Raw genomic sequence first — 22,848 nt, 5'->3', positions numbered from 1 at the left:
CTGCGATCGCGAGTGAAGCGATCTTCAAACTTGTCTTGCTCAACGCCTGGACCCCAGCTCACTCAATATCTGACGAACGTTTCGGAGTGAAGTGCCGTTGACGCTTTCATCATCGCTCATGAGGTTGATGTGACTTTCCACGCCCGCGGGCACTTGGACTGCAACGGCGAGGGGGCCAGCAACAGCGGTCTCGAGCTGAGCGATTGTGGGGTTTATTGGTAGTCCACTCATGCCTGAATCGAGGATGTTTATGCCGCGGATTGACTCCGGGGCGACTCCAAATCCTACTTCCCATGCTTGTTGACCAGCGTAGATGCGGTTCACATCGTTTGGCGCCTGGATAGCGTAGCGGGTGACATTGTCCGCGGGTTCGTATCCGTACATCGCGCCGACGCCTCCCGCAAGCACCCGAGCGGTCGGTGTGCCACCATATGCCTCCGCGGCAGACCCTACGGCCGTGGCGTACGAGTGCTCGTAACTCACGGTGGGAACGGCTGGTATGGCGGCGAAGATGCCCCGCTCAAACGCGGCAAGCTCTGGGGCGCGCGCGGAAGCGAAGGCGTTGTTCTGTGGCCCGTTGGACCAGAAGTCCACGGGGGCCGGAGTGAGGTAGGGCATTGGCCCCGTCAACACGGTGAACGCGAGAACACTGTGGCTCGCCGATTTCTCAACCTGCCAGCTTGCGAAGCGGGTTGTGGGGTTGTCGCTGGTGAACTCGCTTATGCTCGCGTTCGTGCCGGGCACCACGAACAGTGCGGACTTCGCGGTGCGTGGGTCCCCGGCCATTTCGATGATTGCGCCCTTCTCGGGGCGCCAGAGGTAGAGCTGCACGTCTCCGTCGGCTACGCGGCGGAGGTAGTTGACCAAGTGTGGGTCGACGAAGTTTGTGTTAACGGTCACAAGGTGGTCGAAGTCAGCGGTGAACTGACGTCGTTCCAGGTCTGGCAGTTGATTCGCCGCGTTGATGCGGTTCGCGGCGACACGGATTGCTGGCGGGAGCCCGTCGAGTGCGCCGATGAGCGTGGATCCGCCGAGGACGAGGGCGTGCTGCTGGTCGAGGGTGAGGCTCTGCCACCATGCTGCGGTCTGTGCGGGGGTCTGTGCGGTGAGGAGCTTGTCGATGAGTTCGGGGTGTGCGGCGAGGAGGGTGGCGATGTCGGTCTCACTCATGCCGGCGAGCTGTCCGAGAGTCACGCTTGCGGGCGCGCCGGGGGTCGACCAGGCGGCGAGCGTTCCGCGAGATGTGATGCCACCAAGGGCGATGAGGGCGGCGTTGTCGGCGGCGGCGCGTTCATTGGCGAGCTGATCGAGCTGAGTGTTCAGTCCTCGTAGACGCCATTGCGTGTCGGCGATACGGGACTCGGAGCGTTCGATGAGGTCCGGGTCGTCCCACAGTTCGAGGTCGCGGCGCAGGACGCGCATCCGGGAGGTCGCTTGGTCGATCTGGCTGGTGATGCTCGTCTGCCGCATCTTGATCGACTCGACCTGTGTGGCATACGCGGACAGCGCGTTCGCGTCTGCCGTGGCCTGCTCGGTGATCTGCTGTAGCTCAGCGGACCCGGAGGTGAGGCCGGACGCGAGAGCGGTGGATGCGGTCGCCTGCCATCCCTGCTCTCGCGCGGCGCCCGCAGCGCTGAGGTCTCCGAGCGCATCGGCAGCTCGTGAGGCGACGGTCGAGTTCATGCCCGCGCCCGCTCGAATGTCCGCAGGGCTCCCTGCGCCCGGGTCGGCCTCGGACCACTGCGCGCTCATCGCGCCCCCACGGCGTTCGCGGCGGCCGTGTCGGCGTCGATCATCGCTGACACCGCGTTGCGTACCCCGTTGGCCCGCAAGAGGAGCGCATCGGATATGACACGCACCCGCGCTGCGCGCAAGCGGCTCGACTCGACGACCGCGCCGGCCACGGCGGCGGAACCCGTCCAGGATGCGTCCCGGATTTCGGTCAACCCGTCGAAGCGTGACGCGGCGGTGTTGATGTGGGTCGCAACCGTGCCGACAGCGGCGTAGTCCGCTATCAGGTTGCCCTGCATGATGACTCCGGGTGTCAGCGGCCGATGCGGGACGCGATCTGCGTGTCGACCTCTTGGAGGGTCTGCGCCGTGGTGCGCAGGAACGCGGCGAGATCCTCAAGGCCACCGATCGTGTTCGTCGCCCCCGACGTGAACCGGTTGTACGCCTCCTGGTAGGCACCCGAGGAACGGTCGGTGACGAAGCCCTGCGCGACGAGCGCGTTGATCTGCGACTGGAGTCGCTGCAGGGTCGTGTTGATCTCGTCGCGGCCGGCGATGAGCTGATCGGCGCGCGAGGTCATTTCACCGTAGGTGACGTTCATGTTGGCCATCAGAGTTCCCCCTCTGTTGTTGCTGCCCCTCGCTTCGCGCGAAGGTGTGTCTCATGTGATGAGACGTTCCGTCTTCCACTTTATGACGGGGTTTCGTGACGAAATGGCCGGATCATGTCCCCTTTTCGGGGGACACGATCGCCACCTGAACCCGCCGCACACGCCCCGCCGTCACCGCGAAACCCCGCCCGACCGGGAAATCCGCCCGCGTCGAGCGCGGGAACTGCACACGGAAGATACTCGCCCCGTCGGCCTCTTCGGGCTGCAGCACGATACCGGCGCGGGCAGTCTTCAACTCGCTGAAGATCTGCCACGCCGATCCCGCGGTGACCGTGTCGGTCTCCACCAGCATCCGCGTCCGCGGGCTCCGGCGAGCGGCCTTCATGAGCTGCGCGACGGCGGACTCGGCGGGAGTGCCCTCGAAGTCACCACTTCCCTCGATGACCACGAAGATCGGTTCCGCGTCCGCCCGACCCAGCAAGGCCGTCAGCGTGCCCGCGAGAAGGCCGGCGGCATCGGGGTCGACGGCCGACTCGGTCCACGGCAGCGCATCACCGAGTTCGCCGGCACGACCGGAGATCAGGTACGCGGGCAGGTGCGGGAAGGCGACGTGCGTGGCATGGGCGATCGTGCGCATCGCTGTCGTGCGGCCGGAACCGAACGGCCCCGTCACGACGAACAGACCGTCGGGGATCGCGACGGCATCCAGCGTGTCGTCGGCGACACCATAGGTCGGCGCTGCGCCCACGGTCGCAGGAAGCGACGACCACGCGATGTGCTCCTCCAGCCGGCGCACGGCCGGAGCCGGCAGCGACGGAGCCGGCACTGCTCGCAGCGCCGCAGCCTGCGTGGCGAGCTCCGCGGTACCCGCCGGCAGCGCGATCTGCACTTCGAGGCCGTGCGCGTAGGCGCGCCCGGGCTCGGCGTCGTCGAGGAGGTCGCGGGGAAGGCCCGCGATGTCGGCTTCGGCGGCCGACGGCATCCGCAGCACGACCCTCTCCGGGACGGACGCGAGGATCGACTGCGGCAGCGCCGCGTACCGTTCGGCCGTGACGACCACGTGGATGCCGACCTGGCGTCCCGAGCTGAGCAGTTGCGCGAACGTGTCGAAGAGTCGACCCGAATCGGTGAACTCGTACTCGGCCCGAAACGCCGCCATCCCGTCGATGAGCAGCACGATCCGCGGCAGCGGTGTCGCCGCCTGCCGGTTGTAGTCGGTGAGGGTCGCGGCGTCCGTGTCGGCGAACCGGCGCGCACGGGTCTGCGCCTCCTCACTCAGCCAGCTGAGCAGACGGTTGACTCGCTCGCTGTCGCCTGCGCCGATCACGGCGCCGACGTGCGGCAACTCCCGCAGCATCGCCAGACCACCCGCCGTATCGACGGCGTAGATCCATACCGGCTCGGGTCCCGACGCCGCAGCGACGGCCACCGTGCGCAGCAGCGTCGTCTTACCGGTGCCGCCGCCGCCGAACACGGCCACGCTGCCGGCGGCATCCCACTCCCACCCGAACGGGCTCTGGCGCTGACGCGCCGGTTCGTCCTGGATGCCGATGACCACCGCGCCCGCGGTCTGGGTGAGCTCTCCGAGCGCCAGCGTCGCGGGCAGCGGGTCGAGCCACGGCCGGCGCGGCGCGGCCAGAGCGAGATCGGCTGCGGCGGCACGGATCGTCTCGGTGATGCGTTCGATGTCGCGCGGCCCGGAGCGGTGCCGCCGCGGGGCGGGGTCGCTCCAGGACTGACCGGGGGCGAACGGCAGGTCACGCACGTGGATGGCCGCATCGGGCGTCACGGCCGATGCCCGCCCGCCGACATAGGCGGTCTGGAAGTCGCGCACACGACCGGCGCCCAGCTTCGCCGCCGCACGTCCCGGGGTATCGGCGTCGAACCAGGCGGCGCGCGGTGTTCCGAGCACGTCCGTCGAATCGGCCTCATCGGCAACGCGCAGCGCGACGCGGAGGTTCGTGTTCGCGCGCAGAGACTCCTTGATGACACCGGCCGGCCGCTGCGTGGCCATGATCAGATGCAAACCGAGCGAGCGCCCGCGCTGCGCGATGTCGATCACTCCGTCGACGAACTCGGGAACCTCCGTCACCAGTGCCGCGAACTCGTCGATCACGATCACCAGCGCGGGCGGCGCGTCCGGATCGCCGCGCTCCTCCAGCGTCGCGAGATCCTTCGCGCCCTTCTCCGCGAACAGCTCCTCGCGGCGCTTCAACTCCGCGCGCAAGCTCGTTAGCGCGCGGGCCACGAGGTGCGGGGTGAGGTCGGTGACCAGGCCGACCGTGTGCGGCAGGCTCACGCAGTCACCGAACGCCGACCCGCCCTTGTAGTCCACCAGGAGGAACGTCAACCGGTCGGGGGACTGCTCGACCGCCATGCCGAGGATCCAGGTCTGGAGGAACTCGCTCTTACCCGCCCCGCTCGTCCCGCCGACCAGCGCGTGCGGCCCGTCGCGGCGGAGATCGATGCGCAACGGTCCCGCGGCGCCCTGCCCGACCAGGGCGGTCAGCCCCGCCGGCTCACGGTTCGCATCCCCCGGCATCCACCTCGCCGTCAGCGAGTCGGAACGCACCCAACGTCCCCGCACCGCGTCGGGGTCACTGGCGATGTCGTCCTCGAACAGGTCCACCAGGCGCACGGCGCGCGGCAGGTCCGACTCGTCGAGCACCGGCGCCCCGTCGTCTTCCAGCGGCGCCAGCGACCGGGCCGCGGCCACCGCGCGCTCACGATCGACCGTCTCGACGGCCTCGAGCGCCACGGTGGAACCGTGCCGCACGAATGACGCGGTCGGCGCGCCGTACTCGTACGACACGAACGTCCGGCACACCACCGGAAGCTCCTGCGGATGCCGTTCAAGCCAAATCGTGTACACGCCCACATCCGGGCCGTCCTCGGCGAGCTGCACCAACCGTCCCCGGTCCACGCCCGCCGCGTCGGCGACGAACAGCACCACCGCCGGGGTGACCGGGTCGCTCTGCACCGGCTCCCACACGTCCACCGCGCCGGGCGTCGCACCCTGCAGATGCGACCGCACCCGGCGCACCCCACCGCGACCCTCGGCGCGTTTCGCGACCAGCTCCTCCAGTTCGGCGAGCAGCCGCGATGCCGCCGGCACGTCGGAGGCCAGTGGCGTCGACACCGGCGTGTGCGGCGAGTCCACGTGCGGCAGCCATTTCATCCACGACCACTCGTCGGCCGCCGCACCCATCGCCAGCGCACACACCGCGACATCGGCCGGGGAGTGCAGCGCCGTCACCTGCAACAGCAGAGCACGCGCGATCCCCGCCGCCGCCGCGTCTTCGGCCGCGATGCCGATCGCGCCGGCATCCGCGAACCGCTCCACGACGGGCACGCCGTCGAGCCGGGCGTGCTCATCCACCAGCGAGCGCAGCCGTTCCCACTCCGCGGTCGCACCGAGATCGCGCGCCGGTAACTGCACCCGGGTGCGGGACGGCAGCTCGCCCAGACCCAGTCTCACCGACAGGAACGCCGCGTGCTCCGGCATCCGCGTCCACACCAGCGAGGAGCGCTCCGCCACCGCGGTCAACGCTTCTCGCGTGGAGGGAGCCTCACGGAGTCGATGCTCCCGCTCCCTGACTATGCCGTCGGCGAGCTCAGCGCGCAGGCTCTCCAACCCGTCGGCGAAGCGCTTCTGCTCCTCACGCGACTGTCGCTTCTGCCGCACCCGCTGGTCCCACCACGACGCGAGCATCAGCACCGGACTCAGTGCGATGAACACCAGCATCAGCGCATTGCGCGTCAACGCGAACAACACCGCGCCCGCCACGATCGGCGCGACCACCGCGATCCACGCCAAGCGGGGCCGCTCACCCGCCCGGGGCAGCGCGGGCGCGGCGACCTCACCCCCCAACCACGGCTCGACCACCCGCGGCGACCGCGAGAACGACGACACCATGCTTGCCGCCACACCCCGAGACGGCAACACCTCGACGCGCAGTTTCGAGTCGCCGATCACCAGCCGATCGCGCGGCGTCAACACGGCCCGCTCAGCACGCGCCCCGTTGACCTCGATGCCGTTCGCCGAGTTCAGATCGTCGACGACCGCCGACTCGCCGCTGACCGTCACGCTCGCATGCCGACGCGACACCAAACCATCCTGCAACCGCACCTGCACCGCCGGGTCACGACCGATGAAGTTCACACCCTCACCCAGCAGGAACACCGCCCCCTCATCGGGACCCTCCACCACCGTCACACGAGCGCGCGCATCATCGCCGGTGACTATCTCCGCCACCGGCTCCGCTACGGCCACCCGGGCGCCCGACCGCACCCCCGACTCGTGGATCGACAGCAGCGGATTCACCACCCGTGGCGCCGCTCCCTCTCCCGCATCGACCCACAGGGTGAGCGGCGTCGACCGCGCCGCACCCGCCAGACGACGAGCCACATCACCCACCGTCGCCGTCGCATCACACGTGACCACCACATCGCGTGGAGCCGCCTCCGGCGACTCCACAACCAGCTTCAGCTTCACACCAACCCCCTCGAGCCATCGCCGGCCGTCAGGCTACAACGACACGTCGCGGGTACCACCTCGCGACGAGCGTCCAGTCCCGAGCAGTCGTGTATCGCGGCTCTCAATTTGTTACGGCGCATTCAGGAAACCGGTGTCATCTAATCCCTCGACAACTTCGCGGATATGAGGCTTACTGGCTTCCGCCCAGTCCGTGCACTGAGATCGAGAGGAGCGTCGCGGCGTGCCAAGAGAACGTCTGTCCTGGCTCACCGAGCCATGCCCAGCGTGGTGCCGGGCGGACCACCAGGACCAGAGCTACCCCGACGATCGGTTTCATCAGAGCCGACAGATCCTCGTCCCCGTCGTCGTACCGAAGCGTGTGACAGTCGAGGATGTCAGCGCCTCGTCAGACCGCGCGGTCGAACCTGATGAGATGGCCGTCGTTGCGTTGCAGCCTGTCGGTCAGATTTCGCAAGCGTGGGTTGCCGTCGTCGGAGAGCGTCAGTTCATCGAGGTGACTCTAGAAAGCGCAGTTCGGCTTCACGCGGCGCTGGGGGAGATCCTCGACGAAGTTCGCTGAGCACGGACCGCCGCCGCGTGTGCCTACTCGGTCGCTGGTGAGGCCTCACGCAGAAGCTCAAGCGGATCGATGTTGAGATCCAGTGCCAGCCGCTCGAGTGAGCGGAGGCTGAGGTTGCGAAGGCCCTGCTCGATGCCGCCGACGTAGGTGCGGTGGTAGCCGAGGCGTTCGGCGAACTGTTCCTGGCTGAGACCCAGCTTTTGGCGGTGCGCGCGGAGGTTGCGGCCGAGCGTGCGCTGTAGGTCACCTTCCACCCATCCAGGCCACCAGGGTGCTACCTATTGGTCTACATACTTATAAGTCGCATTGAGGCGTGCTATGTGCTACTGATAAGTAGCAAGACCAATCGGCTCCACTGGGACACGCCCCCTCGCGATCACGGTGAGTGCCGGCCATGCACCGAAACCTCTGGGGAGTCCATCCATGTCCCGCCCATATTCCGTCACCCGTTCCCGAAGCCTTCGCCGCATCGGCGCCGCCGCAGCGGTGGCCGCGCTGTCGGTTCTGTCCGCAGCGACGCTCGCGACGGCGGCGTCCGCTGCAGATGAGCCGTGGGTGCCGAAGACCAACCTGGTCTACGGCCCGATCTACGACGACCCCGCCCACGACTGCGAGCTACCCGGGAACGGCAAAGGCGACGACCTCTCCTACGTCTACATCGTGAGCGGCTCGGTCGCTGAAGGAGAGTCGGCCAGCAACGTCACGATCGACGGTCACCTCGACCCCGGGGACACCCTCCTCTATTACCCCGCCGGCACGCATACCTACAGCTACACCGTGACCAACCTCAACAGCACCGCGGACCCGAAAGAGACTGCCGTCATCTCGGGCTTCTTCACGATCAAGCGCTGCGACACCACTCCGACGGTCACCCCCGCGACCGCCACCGCGACGTTCAGCGCCACGCTGGTCAACAACGTCCCGACCGTGCAGTACACGATCACCTACGACGCCGGCACCGAAGGCGCGGGCGACGTCGTCATCGCCATCACGGACGCTCCGGTGACGACCGTCCACTTCGACGGCTCCGGCACCCAGACAGGCTCCTTCGCCTACCGGTGCGGCGCGGCGACCTTCTTCCTCGCCATTCAGGGGCAAGACACGGTCAGCGGGACCCCGTACCCGGTCAGCATTCCGTGCGCCGTCGACAACAGCGGCACGGGCAGCACGGGCGGGACGGGCAGCGGGACCAGCATTGGCGCAGGAAGCGGCACGGACCCGTCGACGAGCACTACGACGTCTCTTGCGTCCAGCACGACGACTAAGCGCCTGCCCGACACCGGTCTGAACAGCGCTGCGACCGGCGCGGTGGCTGCGGGATCCGCAGGGCTGCTCCTTCTCGGCACCCTGTCGGTGCTGTTCGCTCGGCGCACGCGGCGTGCTGCCACCCGCTGAGCCCTTCCATGCGGTGCGGGCTCACCATTCGCTGATTAGCGGGTGGCGAGCCCGCCGCGCCGCGATGACCTCCCCACATCGAGAGAGATCCATGATCCAGACCACCAGAGTCCGTCGCTCTGTCACCTCCCAGCCGCGTTCGAGCGAATCACGCAGGATCCTTCGACGCGTCGGGCTCGTCGTCGGCGTGGGTGTGGTGACGGCGTCAGTCGTCTTCGGGGCCGCCGGCTGCTCCGCGCTTCCGGGTAGCGCGCCGAAAGCTGCCAACGCCAGTGCCGCGATGTTCACCGACTCACAGGTCCAACAGGCCTTCGCTTCCCTCGAGACCATGCTGAGCGACCCGTTCATCTACAACGGCAACATCGCTTCCGACCTCACACCGGTCCCGGACTTCACGGCCACGGGCGTCCCCGAGCAGTGCATCCCCGTCGCCGGCGCCTTCACCCTCGCCGTCGCTGCCGACGCGCGAAAGGACATCCGCATCACTGGCGTCTCGACGGGACGCTACGACGGACAGGTCAGCGTCAGCTATCGCACCGCAGCCCGCACCTTCACCAGCGTCGAGGACGCCACCATCTCCCAGCAAGCGCTGGTCGACGCGGCTGGCGACGCCACGTGCACGACGGCAGCGGCTGCGGCGATGAAGCAGCGCAGCCTCACCTTCGACTGCCAGGAAGCCTTCTGCGACATCAAAGCCAGCAGCGGCGAGGGTTCGGCCGCGCAGTACGCCGTCGTCCGGCGCTTCGCGTACGGCAACCTCCTCGTCAACGTCACCGCCAGCGTCTACGGCGACGGGTCATCCCTCGACCAGATCAACCCCGACGACCTGAGCCAGATGGTCGCCAAGATTCAGTCCGCACTCGACGACACGACTCACTAGCCGCTCCTCTCGAGTGAGGTTGCCCCCGAATCCCGGACAGGTGGTTGGTTGGTCAGGCTGCCAGCGCGAGCTGGCGGCGTTCGTACTCTAGCGGGCTGAGGTAGCCGATGCCGGAGTGGCGTCGGCGGGCGTTGTACCAGCCGTCGATCCAGGCGTATGCGCCGCGGCGAGCAGCGTCGATCGTGGCGAACACGTGCCGGTGGTAGTACTCGTTCTTGAAGATCGACCAGAACGACTCGGCGGCAGCGTTGTCCCAGCACACGCCGGTGCGGCCCATCGACCGGAGCACCCCAAGCTCCCTCGCGGCGTCCGCGAGCTGGCCGCTGGTGTACTGGGTGCCCCTGTCCGCGTGGAAGATCACCTTCCGCGGCAGCGCACCGCGGAGCGCGACTGCTTGCCGCAGTGCCGCCTCCACGAGGTCGGTGTGCATGTTGTCGGCGACGCAGCGTCCGAGGACCCGGCGGGTGTGCCCGTCGCGGACGACGCACAGGTATGCCCATCCCTCACCGGTGCGCAGATAGGTGATGTCCGAGAACCAAGCCAGGTCCCTCTCACCCTGGTCGAACTGCCGCTCAACGAGGTCGGGGACGGGGAACGGGTCATCCCCGTGGACGGTGGTCGGCGGGTGCCAGGTGCGGGGGCTGATACCCGCGATCCTCTTGTCCCGCATCAGGCTGGCGACCTTCTTCCGCGATACGGCGACACCGGCGTCCTGCAAGTCGGCGTGGATCCGCGGCGCCCCGTAGGTGCCATCCGATGCGGCGTGGAACGCCGCGATCTGGACGGTGAGGTCCGCGTCCCGCTGCTGCCGCGCAGAGGGGCCCGCGGACTGCCGGGCACGCCACTCGTAGAACCGCCGCCGGTCCACCCCCAGCAGACGGCACATCCGGGTGACCGTCATCGTCGTGCTGCCGGCCTTCTCCGCCTCGATCACCGCGAACCGCTCCTCGGGTTCTGCTTCGACGCGAAGAAGGCCGCCGCTTTTCCCAGGAACTCGTTGTCCATCCGCAGTTCCTGCACCTCACGACGCAGCCGTTCCAGCTCGGCCCGCTCGTCCAGATCCAGCGGCGCCGCCTCGCCGTCACCGGTCCGGGCACGCTCGGTATGCACCCACCGGCCCAGCAGCGCCTCGCCGACCCCGATCTCGCGGGCGACCGCCGCGATCGTGCGATCCGTGTCGATCACCAGCCGGGCCGCCTCACGGCGATACTCCGGCGTATACGACTTCCTCTTCTTGCTCGTGCCCATCACGGACATCCTCCCTGACAGGCCCGCGAACACGCGGATCCCGCCTGGTCAGTGTCCGGGATTCGGGGGCAACCTCACGAGCGCTTGTCCCGCGTCAAGTAGTTGGCAGGATTTCTTCTGTTTCAAAGGTGGGGGTGGTGGGGTCGGCCAGGCCGAGGTGCACCTCCAGTGGCCGGTTCCAGGCGATCGCCTCATGAGGGCGCTCGGTGTTGTACTCGACTCGGTAGTCCTCGGCCCGCTCGATGAGCGTCAAGGCGTCCGGGATCTCGTCGAGGAACAGCCGCTCGTACTTCAGCGTCCCGAACCCGCGTTCGCGTGACCCGTTCTGGCCTGGCGACTTCACCCGGGTGCGGACATGCCGAAGCTCGGGGTGACGCATGATGAACAACTCGAAGTTCAACGACCGGAACGGGCCGCCATTGTCCGTGACGATGGTGAGGACCGGCAGCAGCTCCCCGGTGCCCGCATCGACCTCACACTCGTCGACGAGCGGGTGCCCGAACAGACGCTCGTACTCGGCCAAGGCGAGTTCGATCGCGGCGATCGCGTCGTACTGGTTCGCCGTCGGCGACACATGGAACGGGTACTCGAGCTTCGAGAACCAGTCCCGACACCCCGCGATCCGCCAGGTCCCGCCCTGGGTGGTCTCGAACTCGCTGAAGTCCAGCTGCCACACCTGGTTCGGTCCGTTCGGGTTGCGAGCGAACGCTGCCTTCCGGTCCTTCGCCAACTCCCGACGCTGCTTCTGGTACTCCGACGGCAGGATCAGCCCGTCGTCACGCAGCAGCCGCAGCACCGTCGCCTGCGACACCTTGTGCCCGTCGTGCCGCGTCATCGCCCAGATCTTCCGGTGACCCCACGCCGGCTTCGCCAACGCATGCTTCACCACCAGCGGCCGAGCGGCATCCCTCGCCGGCTGCGGCCACGGCCCCTTCGGCGGCTGTTCCTGCCGCGCCTTGGCCTGCCAGCGTCGCCAGGTGCGTTCGGGCATGTCGATCAGCTTGCAGAACCTCGCGGTCGACATGCCCGCCTCGACGCGGATCACCTCGAGGTCCTCGAAGGGCCCAAGCGTCCCTCCGCGGACTTCTTCCATACCCGGATCTCGACCGCCGCCTCACCGAGCGCCTGGGTCAGCTCCGCGACCTCCGCCTCGAGCTGCTGCTCCCGGGTCGAGGGCCCGTTCTTGCCCGCCGCGAGACTCGTCTTCCCGGCCTCGAGGAAGTCCGCCTTCCACCGGCCGATCGACTGCTCGCTGACCTTCTCGCGCCTGGCCGCCTCGGCGATCGTCATCTCGCCGGCGAGGATGCTCAGCACGATCCTCGTCTTCTTCTCCACCGGGATCACTGGTGGTCTTCCCATGTCGAACTCTCCGCTCAGGACTCAATCAATGGTCCTGCCACAAAGTCTGACGCGCGACACGCTCAACAAGAACAGAGGTGATGTCCATGCCGCAACCAGACCTGGCCGAACGCGAACCGCTCGGCGACGTCACCGCGCTCTGCCGCACTCCAACGAAAGAGAGGCGGCGATCGGCAACCGTCAAAGCACTACGCGTCGCGCTCTCCGGTGGGATCATCGCCGCGTCCCTCGCGGGCTGTGCGGCGACGACCAGTCAGGAAGAAGCGTCGGTGCTTCCCAGCACCCCGATCACCGAGCTCCTGCCCACCACCGAGCAGTACGCCGACTTCAACGGCGACCGCTCGTGGGGAGCAACCACTTCACTCGTTCCCGAGGACCTCTACGGACGGCTCAGTCTCAGCGGCGCCAGTGTGAGCGCCGTTGACTACGGCGAGAGTTGCGCGAAGGCGTTCGAGGCAGCCGGAGCCGTGGACGCCACGATCAAGGAAGCAGCCACGCAGGAGATCGGCATAAACGGGACCGACGAGTTCGCGACCCTCATTCGCTACGACACCGTCGACGAGGCGCGGAGCGTCTTCGATGTCCAAGTGAACCTGCTCAAGGAGTGCTCCAAAAACGAAGGGACCGCCGTCTTCACGCCGGTCGACGTCAAGGTTGAGGACACGATCGCCTACAACTCGCGCACGCCTCACACGGACGACGACTTCATCGGGTTCGGCCGAAGAGGAGACCTGCTTCTCGTAGTCACCAACACGAACGCCGATGCCACTGAGGTCGGGCCAAAGACAATCCGATACGCCATGAATAAACTCGCCGATGGAGTCGCGAGGGATAAATAGGCGGCGCGCGCCCTAGAGGGCTGAGTCGAGAATATGTGCCAGCTCAACGTGAAGCTGCCGCCTAGTGTCCTGATCCGTTAATTCGTTTCAGGTATCGGGCGATGGAGTCGAGGATGTCTTCGGCGGTCTTGGTCCAGATGAATGGTTTCGGGTTCTCGTTCCAGGCTTTCACCCAGTCGCGGAGGTCTCTCTCCAGGGACTGAACGTTGCGGTGGTCGGAGCGTTGCAACAGGTCGCGGGTGACTTCGGCGAAGAGCCGCTCGACCTGGTTGATCCAGGAGGAGTACGTCGGGGTGAAGTGCATGTGGAACCGGGGATGCTTCTCCAGCCACGCCTTCACAGTCGGATGTTTGTGCGTGGAGTAGTTGTCGCAGACGACGTGCACGTCGAGGTGTTCGGGAACGTTCTTGTCGATCTTGGTCAGGAACTTCTTGAACTCAACCGAGCGGTGCTTGCGATGCACCGAGGAGATCACCGTGCCGTCGGCGACGTTCATCGCGGCGAACAGGCTCGTCGTGCCATGCCGGACATAGTCGTGCGTGCGCCGCTCGGGGACGCCCGGCATCAGCGGGAACGCGGGCTGCGAGCGGGCCAACGCCTGCACCTGGCTCTTCTCGTCGACGCTGAGCACGACGGCAGACTCCGGCGGGTTCAGGTAGAGCCCGACGATGTCGTAGACCTTCTCCGTGAACAATGGGTCGTTGGAGAGCTTGAAACCCTCCTCCAGATGGGGCTTGAGTCCGAATGCCTTCCAGATCCGCCCCACCGTCGAGCGCGACAGCCCGGAACGTTCGGCCATCTTCGCCCTCGACCAGTGCGTCGCATTCTTCGGGGTCGATTCCAGAGTGTCGACGATGACCTGCTCAACCCGGTCCACTCCGATCAGCGGCGGCCGTCCCGGCCGCGGCTCGTCGACGAGCCCATCGAGACGCTGCTCAAGGAACCGGGTCCGCCACTTGCGCACCGTGGGCAATGACACCAACAGCCGCCTGGATACCTCGGAGTTGGAGCTGCCCGTCGCGCATTCCAGCACGATCCTCGAACGCAGAGCGAGATCCTGCGCCGACTTGCGGCGACGCACCCACCGCTCCAGCTGATCACGCTCCACATCCGAGAGGGTCAGCTCGGGAAGCACAGGTCCTCGTCGCGACATACTCCATTCTACAAAACTAGAAATGAATTAGCGGTGCAACACACTAGCGTGTCCGACCCGATAGGTTCGCCTCATGGCGTGTTCAGATCTGCTCTCGTGCGCTGCTGCGCTCGTGCAGGCAATCGACGACAGCAACTCTCCGTCATGGCTGGACGGCCTCAATGCGGCCCTTGCCGTCCTCATCGCGGCAACGTCCGTCCTCATCGCGTGGCGAGTATTCACCTTCGACAAGGCGCGTACGCTCCGTGGAGATCGAGAACAGCTTCGAGAGAATCTGCGGCTCTGGTTTCAATCGCTCAGCAAAACTGCACCACGCAAAGTTCGCGAAGCAAGTGGACGGCTCCGATCGGAGTGTGAGGAGATTGCTGATGCCGAGGGTGCGAAGGAGATACTCATTCTCATGCTCTGGCCTGGATCGTGTCAGTTTAGTGCCCCACGCCCGGCCGGAGTGCGGCGATGATGTCGGCGGCTTCCCCCGTTGGCGGGGTGGTCGCGGTGAGTTCGTGTCCGTCGATGGTGATCGTGACGTCACGCAGCGGGCGCAGCGCGCGGACGATACGGCGGACCGTCACGCCGGTGGTCTTGTAGAGGTGCCGGCTGATCGCGAGAGCGCAGAACACGACGGTGAGGTGCGCGTGGATCGAGTCCGCGGTCGACGCGAACATCGGCCTCGCCCGCAGGTCGGTCTTTGCCATCCGGAACGTCGCCTCGACCTGGAACAGGTCATGGTAGGCCGCCACGATCTCTGCAGCGGAAGCCGTCGCGGTGCTGAGGTTGGTGACGTACCCCTTGAGGCCGATGTATTCGCGGGCCTTCTCGACTCTTGCCCAGTTCACGCCGGGCTTGGTGCCGAGGGTGACGAACCGGTCCTTCTTCGCCGGGCGGGTGCCGGCAGCGATCTGCTCGGCGCGTTCGATCTGCTTGTTCAACGTGATGTTGTCGCGGATCTTCCGCTTGTGGGAGTACTGCCACACCACTCGCCGCTCCCGCGCGTTCACACCCGCACCCATGGTTCGGGTGGTCTCGACCGTCTCCCCATCGGTGACGATGTTCCCGACGGTCGCGTAGTGCTCGGCGAGATCGTATGGCGCGGAGGAGGTGCGGGAGCCGACGATGAAACCGAACCCGGCGTCCTCCAGCCGGTTCAGGTTCGCTGCGGACAGCATGCCGGCGTCCGCGACGACCACGACCTCGGTCGCGGAGTGACGTTCGCGGAACTGGTCGAGGACGGGCAGCAGGGTGAGAGTCTCGCCCCTGTTGCCCGCGAACTCGTGGACTTCGAGGGGGAACCCGCCCTGGTCCACGAGGAGGCCGACGAGGATCTGCGGGTCGACGCGGCGCTCTTTGCTCATCCCGACCTTGCGGAGCTTGTCTTCACGCTCCGCCTCGAAGTAGAGGGTGGTGACGTCGTAGAGCACGACGGTGAGCGGGCCAGATCGGGTCGCATGCGCGTAGGCTGCGGCGGCGATCTTCGACCGCCAGTCCTGCTCAACGCTGCGGGCGAGGGTCCGCCACACGGTCGACAGCGACGGCGCACCCGGGACACCGAGCTCGTCCCACACCCGCAGCGTGTCCGCCTTGCTGGTCGGCTCGACGACGCGGGCCAGGACCAGCTTCTTGAATGTGTCGTTGCCGACCGCGTCGAACCCGAGACGGGCGTAGGCGTCCTCGAGGACATCCCACAACAACCTGGACCTCGACCCGGTCACCGTCGGCGCGGTCGTGGCCGGCGGCGTCGCGCCCAGCCCGTCCAGATCGAACGGGACATGCCCGGCCAGCTCCGCGATCCGCTCCCGCGCGATCGCGACCAGCACCGCGAGCTGCTCATCGTCGTGCGCGGAGCCGAGGTGCTCCACGATCGTCCGCACACCACGGGTCTTCGACGCGATCTGCACCGCCGTCGCACCCGACGCGGTGCGCACCTTCCGCACGAACCACCCCACCGAGCGAGTCTAGATCGACGCCGTTAGTGCCCCGCACGAGGCACCAACACCCCCGGAAAATCAAGCCTCAACGATCCTCAACCCGCGAAATCACCCGACGGTGACACGATCCAGGTCTGGGCGCAAGAGATGCTAGGTGAGTCCTACCGGCAAGCCGAAGGGCACAGACTTTCTGCGCAGATTGCGCACGAGCGTCGCGTTGTCATCAAGCGTCGCTTTCGCCAGTTCATCGCGGTCTGGTCGCGCCGGCCGAAGCGCGGCCGGCGACTCATTCTCGACTACACAAGCCGAGGCTGGCCAGCAATTGCGAGCGAGCCATTGGCCTCGACACGTTCCGCTCAGTTCCTTGCGCCGCGCCGAAGCTGGGTGACTCTGTCCTCAGTCTGGCCCGCCGCGGCGTCTGTCGATGAGTAGCCACCCCGGGCAGTGCTGCGTGATCGCCTCCTGAATATGGACGGATGCCGCCACCCGGGGCCTCAAGCGCGGCACCAGGTGATGTTGGCAGGATCGTTGAGGGCCGCCCTCCTGATGCGTACCCGGAGGCTGGGTACAGCCGCCGGGGCTTGGCCAATGCAGCCAGGGACCGTGGCCTCGTCGGAGTTGTGCGGGTGCCTGGCCACCGCGAACGCTCAATGGGCCGCCATGTTGAATCGACATCAATCTCGAGAACACCGTCGCCTACAACCCAAGCACGCCCCGCACGGACGACGACTTCACCGGATTCGGGCACATAGGAGATCTGCTTCTCGTGGTGACTAATGCGGACGCTTATGCCGCCGAGATCGGGCGGAGGACTATTCGATACATCATCAACAATCTCGCAGGCAAGCTGGCGGAGGGCGAGCAACTGCTTGCGATGAGTGCGGGACAACTGGAGGCAGAGCTGACTGATGTGTAGGTACCGCACGTCATCCTGCAGATCCGGCCGGTGGCGCTTCGAGTGCATCCGCAGTATCCCGGACACTCGGAGGTTCAAGGGGCTACGGGGACTAGGAGGTTGCTCTCGCATCAGATCTCGGGGCCAGTTCCGATACGCTTCCGATCTGCGAGGTTCTGGGGCTGAGCGTAGTACCGCCGCTGACATCGAGCAGGCTACCCGTAGTGCGCGCAGCGAGGTCCGAAACGAGAAAGCTCACAGCGTGCGCGACGTCGGCAGGCGAACCAACGTCACCGAGTGGGGCGGCGGAGGCCATGTATTTCAGGCTACTTGGATCGCTGAATGCCGCGTGGCCGTTGTTTGTATAGCCGGGAATGACTGCGTTCACGCGAATGCCGCGAATGGCGAGCGCTGCAGCGAAGTTCTTTGTCATCGATTCGAGGGCTGCCTTACTCATCGCGTAAGCGATGTTCGCGGGACTCGAAATGTGAGCGGACGCCGATGAGATGTTGACGATGCTTCCCCCGCGCGGCATCGACTGCGCCAGCTCCCGAATGAGGAAGAAAGGCGCGCGCGTGTTCACATCGAGGAAGCGGTCGTAATCCTCGACTGTGATTGATTCCCAGCTCGGACCGACCATTACGCCCGCGTTATTTACAATGGCTTTGAGCGCGGATGCGGGGTGGCGGTCTAGGAACCGACGCACCTCTTTTGTCAATGAGGCCAATCCGCTTGGTTGGCTCAGGTTGGCTTGGATCGAGTGGTGAACCCCACCGCTCGCCTTCAGCTCCGTACTCAGCCGCGCTGCGCCGTTCGCGTCGCGGTTGTAGTGAGCCAGGATCACGTACCCGTCATCGACGAGGCGCATGGCGATCGCTCGCCCAATTCCACCCGACGCTCCCGTGACGAGCGCAACACGTGCCGGTCTCATTGCCCTCCACCTGACTCAAGAAATAGCTCTACGGTTCCCCTAGCGCGTGGTACACCACCCTGATCGACCAACGCTAAAAACGTGCCATCCATTTTCGGGGTCAGCGACAAAATGGGGGTCTGATCCGGCTCTAGGTATGACTCAAAGGCCAGAGCGAGGCGCCTCAGTAGTGGGCGTCTCTCGGAGAGCCCCCGCACTGTGTCTTCGATGCTCCTCACGACGGCCATCGCAGTTATGTGGTCCGACTCGTGATCGTACAGCGCTGGGTCGTTCCTGTTCGGCATGACCGGAAACTGCATCGTCGAGTTAGAGTAGCCGAAGCCGGCATAGGTATCTAGGTTCGACCCCATTACGCGAAGACGTCTATAGATCTCCGGCGATAGGAATCTGGCGATTGAACTACCGCGGGCAAACACCGCTTCTCCGTCCGTGAACTCGAATTCTTGCTGGGCTGCCCGCGGCTTGCGCGCGGCGCGCTCTTCGGCGCGAACGAATGCGGCAACCCGTCCTTCGCTCGGATATTGCGCGTATGGCGACGAGGTCGCGAAGCCCAACTCAATCCGATCGAGCACGAACACCTGCGAGTGCGGGATGTCGAGCTGCCGATGAACTTGCGCTAGGCCTGCCTGCCGTTGAACCTCCATGAGGTCCGTGAAACTCGGGTGCCCACGTTCCTCGGGCAATCGGTATGACACCTCCATCTTGTGAGGTGGGGTCTCACTCGGTGAGTGAATCCATACATGCGTCGGCTGTGACTTGTGCACATCGCGTTGGATTGACGCTGGAGATTCCCCATTCATCAAATGGGACTCCCGCGGATATGGGTACAAATCATTCTCCCTGCGTCCTGTTTCGCTATGCGAATTGAGGCAGACCGCCGCACGTCGGCGTCTAGCTAGCCGGGCCAGTTTCGCGTTGGAGCCGCGTAACCGTCAAGGTTGCGAATCTGCCTGGGCACATTGACGCGACGGATCCGAAGTGTCGGTCCCGATGGTGGCAAGTCGGCGGATCACCACGCTGAGGAATCGAAGGTCTCGGCGGCGATGCTCGCTTCGTGTGCGTCCGGATGCTGAGTCCGTCGGAGCGAGTTGCTAGCCTTGCAGGCATTGAGGAGGTGGGATGCCGGAGGCGGATGAGAAGCGGAAACGCGCGCACGGACTGCTGACCCGGCAGGCCCTGTTAGTCGCCGCGGGCACTGTCTTCTCCAGAGTTCCCTATGCTGACGCTCGTCTGAAGGACATCGCGGACGAGGCGGGAATCAGTCAAGGCTCCCTCTACTTCCACTTTGGGAACAAGGCTGATGTCGCGAAGGCCGTGCTGGAAGAGCAACAAGCGCGGATGGCTGGCGTACTGCTGCGAGTCACGGAAAGCGAACGCCGGGGTCTCGAGAGACTGATCCGACTGTTCAGCGGACTTGCTGAGCTTGTTGCGACGGATGAGCTCGTGCAGGCAGGCATTCGGCTAGCTGTGCAGCCGGCGATCGACGTTGAAGACGAAGCGCGTACTCCCTACGCCAGTTGGGTGCTAGTCGCTGCCGAGATTCTCCGCGATGGCGTTGAGGACCGGAGTGTTAGCGGCGATGTTCCAATCGGGCAGATGGCGGAGTTCCTCAACGAGGTGTTTGTTGGGGCGCAAACGCTTGCTGGTCTCGAAGACAAATGGGCGTCCTTGCCGGCCCGCGTGCGCGCGGCCGAGCCGATGATTCGACTCTTGCTGTCGCCTCAACGCGAGCATGGTGCTGCGTAGACAACGCGCGCGGCTGTGAACTGACTCCCTGTATCTGACGTCTTCGGAGCGTGGTGTGGCGTCGTCAAGACGCGTCCCTATGCCTCGAGTCGGGCCGACGTCGACTGGAGCGGGCTCACTCAAGAGCCCCCGATTCCCTGAGGATCGAGCTCGATGGGATGGTGCGAACCGCTACGACGTCAGGACCTCGTACAACCAGGGTTGCGCCTTGCGGCGGTCTGGACTTTGAGTCGACGCTCGGCGTGTGTGGTGCCGACGCGTCCGAATGAGAAGGAGTGTTCGGCCGATTTAGTTGGACCACCGACTAAGTAGCTGCTAGCGTGCGAGTGTGCCGATCCGGCGCGACATAGAGGGTGCAACGTTTGAGGATCGACGATTTGTGGGTTCGAAGCATGTGGGTCGAACCAGTCGTTCTTCATGTCCGAGCGCCGAAAGTTGGGAGAAACGTGAAGATCAGCAAAATCGCAGCGGGCACCGTGCTTGCCGCCGTTCTTGTCTTGGGGAACGCGGGCATCGCGTCGGCGCACAACAACGGTTACGGCGGTGCGCCGAACCACTATGCCTCGAACACGTACGTGACTGGATCGTCCGTCGGCGGGGGGAGCATGTACTACGGAGTGCACTCCATGATCAATGGGTCTGACACCGCGAACGACAGCAGCTACTACCACGGCAGCTTGCTGCACCGTTCGAGTGTCAAGAACTCGACTGGGCAGGTTATTCGCTCTGGGGACAAGGGTGGGGGAATCTGGGCGCAAGCTACCCAGAACGCCACGGCGTGGGGGAACGAAGCGTATTGGTACGTCTATTGATCTCCGGGCCCGCCGTGCGCCGAGCGCTGTCTTTGGCAGCGCTCGGCGCGATCACTATTGCGCTTGCAAGTGGATGCGCGAGCACCGACGGTGATGGGCACGCTTCGACGAACGGCGACTCGGGGATGCCTTCGTTCAGCGGCCCATTTGCTGCCGAGTACCAGGAGGCATGGCAGCGGAGTGAGACGGACGCAGTCCGTGGTGTTCTTCAGGATGGTCACATCTCTGACCAGGAGTGGTCTCAGGTGCTCCAGTCGCTCAAAGACTGCCTGAGCAGCCAGGGGATAACGGTCACCAGCTACAACGAGAAGGACGGATCCTACGAGTCGAACGTCGGCGAAGTTGACGGTGATTCAGCAAACGCCAGTATGGGCAAGTGCGAGGTTCAGAGCGGCGAGCCGTGGATTGGCCGACTGTATCGCGCCCAAACGAGCAATCCGGAGAATATCCCGGAGACACAGCTCCTCACCGACTGCCTGGTGCGCAACCACGCTGTGCCTGAGTCATACACGGTCGAGAAGTACCTCGAGGATGCGCCAACGATGAAGTTTCCATTCATCGATGAAGGAGGCGAGCAGACCTTTGCTCTGTGCAACCAAGACACTAGCTACACTCACACGCATTAATGCAGGCTAAAGCATCTGGGTTTGCATTCGCTGGTGTGGCGCTTGTTTCGGGGCTCGCGATCGGCGCCGGGGTCGCATTGACCTTCTTCGTGCCGACCACTCCGGAAGTTCTTCAGTCCTCTAGTTCTGCGCGCACCGTTCCGGTCACGATGCAGGATTTCACGGACCCTCGCACAGTGGATATCGCGGTCTCCGTCGGCGCACCACAGGGTGTGTCTGTCTCACGGTCGGGCATCATCACCGCGTGGAGTTGTCGGCCGGGAGAGTCGATAGAGTCCGGTAAGTCGGCTGTCACGCTCGATGGTGTTCCACTGGTGAGTCTGTCTACGTCAGTGCCGCTGTGGAGGGATTTGTCGGTGGGTGATGACGGGGCTGACGTGTCAGCGTTGGAGGCCGAGCTTGCGCGGCTCGGATACGCCGTCGACGGGAACGGAACGCTCTCCTACCGCGATCTGGCTGCCTTCTCCAAACTTGCCTCGAGTGTGGGAGCAGACGTCAAGGATGTGGTGCCCCGTGATGCGGTCGTCTGGCTTCCCGCCGCTGCAGTCGAGGTTGATAAATGCGAGATAGGCCTCGGATCGAACGTAAGCGCCGGTCAACTCCTCGCCTCGGTCAGTGCCGATGTGGAGGTCGCGCCTGTGGCGCTACCCGAAGGGCGAATCCCGGGGCCGAGGCTTCTCAATGCGTTCGGCGAGCCGCTAGCTCTTGGTGACGCTGGCGAGCTGCCAACGGACCTGCCAGCAGGGCTCGTACGCAAGTCACCGTTGTTTCGGGAGGCTGTGGGAGGTTCGGACAACGTCACGTCGGTGACCCTGAAAGGCACGGCTGTTCTAGCTACGCCCGTGCAGGTGGCGGCGGTCCCGGCGACGGCGGTCCAGGTCTTGGACAACGGCAATGGATGCGTCTTCACTGACACTTCGCCATATGCGGTCAAGATCGTTGGATCGGAGTTCGGCAACTCATTCGTACTCTTTGCTGATGCCACACCTCCGACGTCCGTCCTGTCCTCCGTGCCCAAGGAGCATCAAGAGTGCGGTTAGCCCTAGAGGACGTCGGACACGCTTACGGCGACGCTTCTCTGTTCCACGAGCTCACTTGGACGTTCACTCCCGGAACCAGCTACGCAATCACCGGAGCCTCTGGATCCGGCAAGAGTACGTTGATGGCCATAATTTCGGGATGGATCGCTCCCGCCGAAGGTCGAGTTCTTCGGGACGAGGTCGATTCAATTAGCTGGGTTTTTCAGAACCCGTTCGGTGTTCCACGCAGGACCGCAGTAGATCATGTGTCTTATCCGTTCGTCGCGAGGGGATTCACGGGTGAGGAGGCAGACCAACGCGCGGCACAGTTGCTAGACGACTTCGAGCTAAGTCACGTTGCCGATCGGCAGTTCAAGCACCTCTCTGGGGGAGAGGCCCAGCGCTTGATGCTGGCGCGTGCGACAGCCGTGTCGCCGGATCTGCTGCTCGTGGACGAGCCAACGGCGCAGCTCGACCGGGCCACGGCCCGCGTTGTAAACCGCGTGCTCTCAAACGTGGTCTCTTCTGAAACGATCGTGATCGTGGCGACCCACGACGAGGAGACGCGCGACGCGTGTGACGCGCATCTGGACCTCACGTCATATCTGAAGGGGAACTAGTT

22 protein-coding genes are annotated in these 22,848 nt (G+C 65.4%); 10 read left to right on the top strand and 12 right to left on the bottom strand.

Translation table 11 applies throughout. The features are described from left to right. Positions 1-39 precede the first annotated feature (39 nt). From JOD60_RS01965 to JOD60_RS01950, 4 genes are all read right to left on the bottom strand, one after another. Positions 40-1,683, bottom strand: coding sequence for a hypothetical protein (locus tag JOD60_RS01965; RefSeq protein ID WP_157128020.1), 1,644 nt, complete (start codon positions 1,681-1,683; stop codon positions 40-42). Positions 1,684-1,748: 65 nt separating this feature from the next. Next, entirely contained in the window at positions 1,749-2,030 is a 282-nt protein-coding gene (locus JOD60_RS01960) for a hypothetical protein (protein WP_076691974.1), read from the bottom strand. A 14-nt stretch (positions 2,031-2,044) separates the two neighbouring features. Then, on the bottom strand, positions 2,045-2,341 hold the full coding sequence (locus JOD60_RS01955; RefSeq protein ID WP_039415117.1) for a WXG100 family type VII secretion target: 297 nt from the start codon (positions 2,339-2,341) through the stop codon (positions 2,045-2,047). A 112-nt stretch (positions 2,342-2,453) separates the two neighbouring features. Next, positions 2,454-6,836, bottom strand: a complete 4,383-nt coding sequence (locus JOD60_RS01950) for a type VII secretion EssC family protein (RefSeq protein WP_076691973.1) — start codon at positions 6,834-6,836, stop codon at positions 2,454-2,456. 223 nt (positions 6,837-7,059) lie between these two features. Between JOD60_RS01950 and JOD60_RS01945 the strand changes: the two genes are divergently transcribed. After that, positions 7,060-7,398 carry a DUF6907 domain-containing protein gene (locus JOD60_RS01945; protein ID WP_076691972.1) on the top strand — a complete coding sequence of 113 codons (339 nt, stop codon included), beginning with the start codon at positions 7,060-7,062 and terminating at the stop codon, positions 7,396-7,398. Positions 7,399-7,421: 23 nt separating this feature from the next. On the opposite strand, the gene JOD60_RS01940 is transcribed toward JOD60_RS01945, so the two are convergent. Beyond that, positions 7,422-7,652, bottom strand: a complete 231-nt coding sequence (locus tag JOD60_RS01940; protein ID WP_076691971.1) for a helix-turn-helix domain-containing protein — start codon at positions 7,650-7,652, stop codon at positions 7,422-7,424. Positions 7,653-7,821: 169 nt separating this feature from the next. Between JOD60_RS01940 and JOD60_RS01935 the strand changes: the two genes are divergently transcribed. Both JOD60_RS01935 and JOD60_RS01930 read left to right on the top strand, forming a co-directional pair. Beyond that, the gene (locus tag JOD60_RS01935; protein ID WP_157128019.1) at positions 7,822-8,793 is read left to right on the top strand and encodes an LPXTG cell wall anchor domain-containing protein; all 972 of its coding nucleotides are present in this window, start codon (positions 7,822-7,824) and stop codon (positions 8,791-8,793) included. A 280-nt stretch (positions 8,794-9,073) separates the two neighbouring features. After that, a complete protein-coding gene (locus JOD60_RS01930; protein WP_157128018.1) occupies positions 9,074-9,673 on the top strand; it encodes a hypothetical protein in 600 nt (199 codons plus the stop codon). Positions 9,674-9,725: 52 nt separating this feature from the next. Here the strand turns inward: JOD60_RS01930 and JOD60_RS01925 are convergent. The 3 genes from JOD60_RS01925 to JOD60_RS01910 form a co-directional block, all read right to left on the bottom strand. Beyond that, a protein-coding gene (locus tag JOD60_RS01925; RefSeq protein ID WP_372430786.1) for an IS3 family transposase occupies positions 9,726-10,924 on the bottom strand; the annotation gives its coding sequence in 2 pieces (ribosomal slippage) (positions 9,726-10,648 and positions 10,648-10,924; 1,200 coding nt in all). Positions 10,925-11,015: 91 nt separating this feature from the next. After that, positions 11,016-11,966: an integrase core domain-containing protein gene (locus tag JOD60_RS01915; RefSeq protein WP_076691968.1), complete on the bottom strand. Its 951-nt coding sequence runs from the start codon at positions 11,964-11,966 to the stop codon at positions 11,016-11,018. Further along, positions 11,963-12,280 carry a transposase gene (locus JOD60_RS01910; protein WP_022883238.1) on the bottom strand — a complete coding sequence of 106 codons (318 nt, stop codon included), beginning with the start codon at positions 12,278-12,280 and terminating at the stop codon, positions 11,963-11,965. Before JOD60_RS01910 ends, JOD60_RS01915 begins: the two co-directional genes overlap by 4 nt. Before the next feature lie 86 nt (positions 12,281-12,366). Here JOD60_RS01910 and JOD60_RS01905 point away from each other — a divergent pair, with 86 nt between their 5' ends. Continuing rightward, positions 12,367-13,119: a hypothetical protein gene (locus tag JOD60_RS01905; protein ID WP_157128017.1), complete on the top strand. Its 753-nt coding sequence runs from the start codon at positions 12,367-12,369 to the stop codon at positions 13,117-13,119. Between the two features lie 61 nt (positions 13,120-13,180). On the opposite strand, the gene JOD60_RS01900 is transcribed toward JOD60_RS01905, so the two are convergent. Then, on the bottom strand, positions 13,181-14,272 hold the full coding sequence (locus JOD60_RS01900; RefSeq protein ID WP_076690049.1) for an IS630 family transposase: 1,092 nt from the start codon (positions 14,270-14,272) through the stop codon (positions 13,181-13,183). Between the two features lie 425 nt (positions 14,273-14,697). After that, a complete protein-coding gene (locus tag JOD60_RS01895) occupies positions 14,698-16,215 on the bottom strand; it encodes an IS1634 family transposase (protein WP_076689818.1) in 1,518 nt (505 codons plus the stop codon). A gap of 751 nt (positions 16,216-16,966) precedes the next feature. Here JOD60_RS01895 and JOD60_RS01890 point away from each other — a divergent pair. Beyond that, a complete protein-coding gene (locus tag JOD60_RS01890) occupies positions 16,967-17,113 on the top strand; it encodes a hypothetical protein (RefSeq protein WP_157128016.1) in 147 nt (48 codons plus the stop codon). A gap of 91 nt (positions 17,114-17,204) precedes the next feature. Here the strand turns inward: JOD60_RS01890 and JOD60_RS01885 are convergent, their stop codons facing one another. Both JOD60_RS01885 and JOD60_RS17270 read right to left on the bottom strand, forming a co-directional pair. Next, positions 17,205-18,023: an SDR family NAD(P)-dependent oxidoreductase gene (locus JOD60_RS01885; protein ID WP_076691966.1), complete on the bottom strand. Its 819-nt coding sequence runs from the start codon at positions 18,021-18,023 to the stop codon at positions 17,205-17,207. Then, positions 18,020-18,823, bottom strand: a complete 804-nt coding sequence (locus JOD60_RS17270; RefSeq protein ID WP_084202105.1) for an AfsA-related hotdog domain-containing protein — start codon at positions 18,821-18,823, stop codon at positions 18,020-18,022. Before JOD60_RS17270 ends, JOD60_RS01885 begins: the two co-directional genes overlap by 4 nt. 319 nt (positions 18,824-19,142) lie before the next feature. On the opposite strand from JOD60_RS17270, the gene JOD60_RS01875 reads away from it, so the two are divergent. The 5 genes from JOD60_RS01875 to JOD60_RS01855 all read left to right on the top strand — a co-directional run bounded on the left by JOD60_RS01875 (position 19,143) and on the right by JOD60_RS01855 (position 22,846). Beyond that, entirely contained in the window at positions 19,143-19,769 is a 627-nt protein-coding gene (locus tag JOD60_RS01875; protein ID WP_076691964.1) for a TetR family transcriptional regulator, read from the top strand. 446 nt (positions 19,770-20,215) lie between these two features. Beyond that, entirely contained in the window at positions 20,216-20,581 is a 366-nt protein-coding gene (locus JOD60_RS17095; protein ID WP_076691963.1) for a lactococcin 972 family bacteriocin, read from the top strand. Between the two features lie 14 nt (positions 20,582-20,595). Continuing rightward, a complete protein-coding gene (locus JOD60_RS01865; protein ID WP_157128014.1) occupies positions 20,596-21,207 on the top strand; it encodes a hypothetical protein in 612 nt (203 codons plus the stop codon). Positions 21,208-21,383: 176 nt separating this feature from the next. After that, positions 21,384-22,247 carry a hypothetical protein gene (locus JOD60_RS01860; RefSeq protein ID WP_157128013.1) on the top strand — a complete coding sequence of 288 codons (864 nt, stop codon included), beginning with the start codon at positions 21,384-21,386 and terminating at the stop codon, positions 22,245-22,247. Beyond that, positions 22,238-22,846 carry an ATP-binding cassette domain-containing protein gene (locus JOD60_RS01855; RefSeq protein ID WP_076691961.1) on the top strand — a complete coding sequence of 203 codons (609 nt, stop codon included), beginning with the start codon at positions 22,238-22,240 and terminating at the stop codon, positions 22,844-22,846. The genes JOD60_RS01860 and JOD60_RS01855 overlap by 10 nt, the downstream gene beginning before the upstream one ends. Positions 22,847-22,848: the final 2 nt, after the last annotated feature.

The sequence above is a fragment of the Microbacterium aurum genome (assembly GCF_016907815.1).
In the GTDB taxonomy this organism is placed as follows: Bacteria; Actinomycetota; Actinomycetes; order Actinomycetales; family Microbacteriaceae; genus Microbacterium; species Microbacterium aurum.
The sequence above is the reverse complement of the archived record's forward strand: the minus strand, read 5'-3'. Positions and strand labels throughout refer to the sequence as shown.